This is a genomic window from Psychrobacter sp. Ps6, from assembly GCF_022129235.1.
Lineage (GTDB): Bacteria > Pseudomonadota > Gammaproteobacteria > Pseudomonadales > Moraxellaceae > Psychrobacter.
Map to the genome: position 1 here is coordinate 1 of NZ_JADQAI010000039.1, position 3,358 is coordinate 3,358.

Here is a 3,358-nt window from a genome sequence, read left to right on the forward strand (position 1 = left end):
TATTTACTACTTTTTATTCTGTTCTGTTTCGCTTATACCGCAAAAGCGCAACAGCTTACGATTCTTACAACATTTACAGAATCCACTATTGCACCATTAATTTGGCAATTTCAGCAACAGCACCCAGATCTGGAAATCGATGTACTCTCACGTCGTGAATCTGCAGCTCTGCGTCAAATAACCCAAAGCAGACGCCACATTGATGTTATTGTCTCTTCATCACGAATAATCTTCACCCCATTGATTAAAAATCATGAATTACTCCCTCTGCCTCAGTCCTTACAGAGTAAACAGGGTAAATACGCATTTTTCCAATATCCAGATCCGAACATTGCAATCTTCGGTTACTCTGGATATGGCTTTATCGCCAATCAAGATTATTTAAGTTCCCACCAGCTTCCAGCCCCAACATCTTGGGAAATGCTAACGGATCCTATGTATGCAGGTCATGTTGCAATTGGTAGCCCAAGTCGCTCAATTACCACACATTTTATGGTGGAGAGTATTTTACAGCACTATGGGTGGGATAAAGGCTGGGCATTACTTTACCAAATAGCAGGAAATACTAAGCAGATTGCCGCCCGTAGTTATGGTGTTAGCGATATGGTATCTCAAGGTACGGCGGGCGTTGGTCCGGTATTAGATAGCTTCGCCTTTGAATATCAAAAGCAGTTTCCTTTTATTGAATTTCATTACCAGAAAAATACGCCTCGATTGCCAAGTTTTATTGCTGGAATCAAGCATTCAACACCAAATAAGTATACGCTTGAGTTTATCAACTATGTTCTATCGGCTTCTACGCAACGTGAACTCAAATCTCTTATCAATAAATACGCCATTGATGATAAAATGACACGACCTGAGCTGCCCGAACCGCTTAGACTATCCTTAATGAAGCAACGAGATTTACTGGTCAAATATCTGTTTGATCAAACTATCAGTTATCAATTAACCAGTTTAAATCAAGCGTGGCGGCTACTGCATAATATTGAAAAGTACCAAGAAGAACTGACACCAGCTCAACAAAAAGTGTACTTGCAAGCAAAACAACTGGCTTCAACACCACCAATATCAGCACAGGATGCTGCGACGAAAAATTTTGCGTATCTCTCCCCTAGCAGACAAGATACAGTAACTCAAAAAACACTCACTCAATGGCGTGATACTATGCATAACAATTTGCTAGAATCGATTGCTATTAGTCAAAGGTTATTATCTCAATTAAGAGGATAAAAAATGAGTGTTCGCCGCTCAAATAAAACAATTGGTAATCGTCTTATATCAGCAATTGGGTTTATGGCCTTTCTTACTATTATGGTGAGCTTAATTGCAGCAACTAATTGGGAGCGGCTCAATCGTCAAATAGAGACAATTGTCCATCAAAATATGCCTACGCTCCAAGTAAGCTATCAACTTGAGCGTAAGTCAGCTGGTTTGCAATCGGGGTTAAGTGAAATTGAGTTAACCCAAGATCCTATCGTATTTACTGCATTAAAAAATGAAATTAATCAACACCTTGAATCTATTACGGCTGCGATAAAAAAAACCATTTCATTACAAAATCATGTCACATTAAAACAAGAACATGAGCTACTTACCCAAGATATTGCGGTTTATATTAATTTGTTAGCCCAGCGAAATGATGTGCTAACAAATCTCAAGCAGACACAAAATGCTATCAAATGGCTCCATCAAGATTTAATCGATGAGCTATCGCCTTTGCGTCAAGATGTGGAATGGCAACTGAAACGTATGATGCCAGCTGTTCAGCAAGATCGCGCACTTGCTGAGGTGATGACTGAATTTTCATTAATTCAAGCCATTACGATTAAAGAGAATGAACTTCATCAGTTAATCGAAGATATTATTTTGCAGCGTCGTCAACGAGATTTAGGCAATGCTTTTTACTTTATTGATTACAAAATAAAAGAAATTACTCGGTTAAGTCTGCAACTAGCCCATTACCAAACCACGACTAATTACCGCCAGCTCTTAAAAGAATTTATAACATTAACTAGCCCTCAAGGGGATTTGCAAAAGCAGCTACGTCAAGACGTTGAATTATCAAAAAAGATCACCCAGTTGCAACGTTCCATTGGCCGTCAAATGACCCATCAAGAAGAACTGATTCAAACCATGGTGACACAGGCGGATAACGATCTAAATCAGCTTAATAAAGAGACTCGCCATACCATTACTCTAAGCAATATCATTTTATTTGGAGTGGTATTTCTAACCATTTTTGTCTCTATTATTCTCTCTATCTACTTGGTCGGAAAAGGAATCGTTAAACGACTTAATCTATTGAGTCAGGATTTAAGAGCTGTAACAGATGGTAAATTAGATTCACCAATACAGGTATCGGGAGACGATGAGATCGGTCTAATTGGTAATAATCTACGTCTGTTTTGCCAGCAAATGCAAGAAATGCAAAAGACCAATGCGTTAAGTCTTATCAACAATACTCAGGCCAGTATTATTACGTGTAATTTATCTGGCACCATCGAGTCAATGAACCCAAGTGCACAAAAACTATTTCAACTTGGCAATAATGATTCACTCGTTCAAATCTGGGGATTATTCAAACACGATATGCATGGTCGTTTACAAGCTCTCTTTGATGCAAGCAGCCCTCTATTGAGTCAAGGCGCTTGTAACCTGACGATATGCCAGAAAATTTCCGATGAAACAACTTACTTACGATTAGACTTTCGGATATTTCAACAGGGAAACCAAGATAAAGTTATCGTAACGATCACCGATATTACGGAACAAGAAAATATTGCTCGCTGGTTAGAGAGTATGGTTAAAGAAAAAACCCTCTCTTTAACCAACCGTAATCGCCAACTCAAAGCTGAGATAGAAGATAGAAAACGCATTGAAGCAGACTTAAGAAATACCCAAGATGAGTTAATTCAGGCGGCAAAAATGGCGGTTGTTGGCCAAACAATGACTTCGCTAGCCCATGAATTGAACCAACCTTTATCGGCTATCAGTACGCATATTTTTACCGCTAAAATGGCTATTGAACGAGAAAATTATACAAAACTACTCACAACGATAGATAAAGTAGATAACCTCACATCACGAATGGGGCGTATAATCTCAAGCTTGAAGAGTTTTTCCAAAAAACAATCGGCTGGAAATGCGTTGGTTAATGTGAATGTGCAAGAATCGATAAGCCAAGCGATGATGATTGTTGAGAGCCGAGCTAAAATGCAGCAGACCGTGATCAATAACTTAGTTCCATCCGGTTTATTTGCATTTGCCGATCAAGTTCAGTTAGAACAGGTTCTGGTTAACTTATTAGTCAATAGCTGTGATGCTGTCGCTAGAAATCAACACCGCACCATTGATA

2 protein-coding genes are annotated in these 3,358 nt (G+C 38.9%); both read left to right on the top strand.

What is annotated here, in order from left to right; translation table 11 throughout:
- Positions 1-1,233: extracellular solute-binding protein (locus I3255_RS13400; RefSeq protein ID WP_238039255.1), on the top strand; the 1,233-nt coding region annotated here is incomplete at its 5' end.
- A gap of 3 nt (positions 1,234-1,236) precedes the next feature.
- The coding region (locus tag I3255_RS13405; protein ID WP_238039256.1) for an MCP four helix bundle domain-containing protein at positions 1,237-3,358 on the top strand (2,122 nt) is incomplete at its 3' end.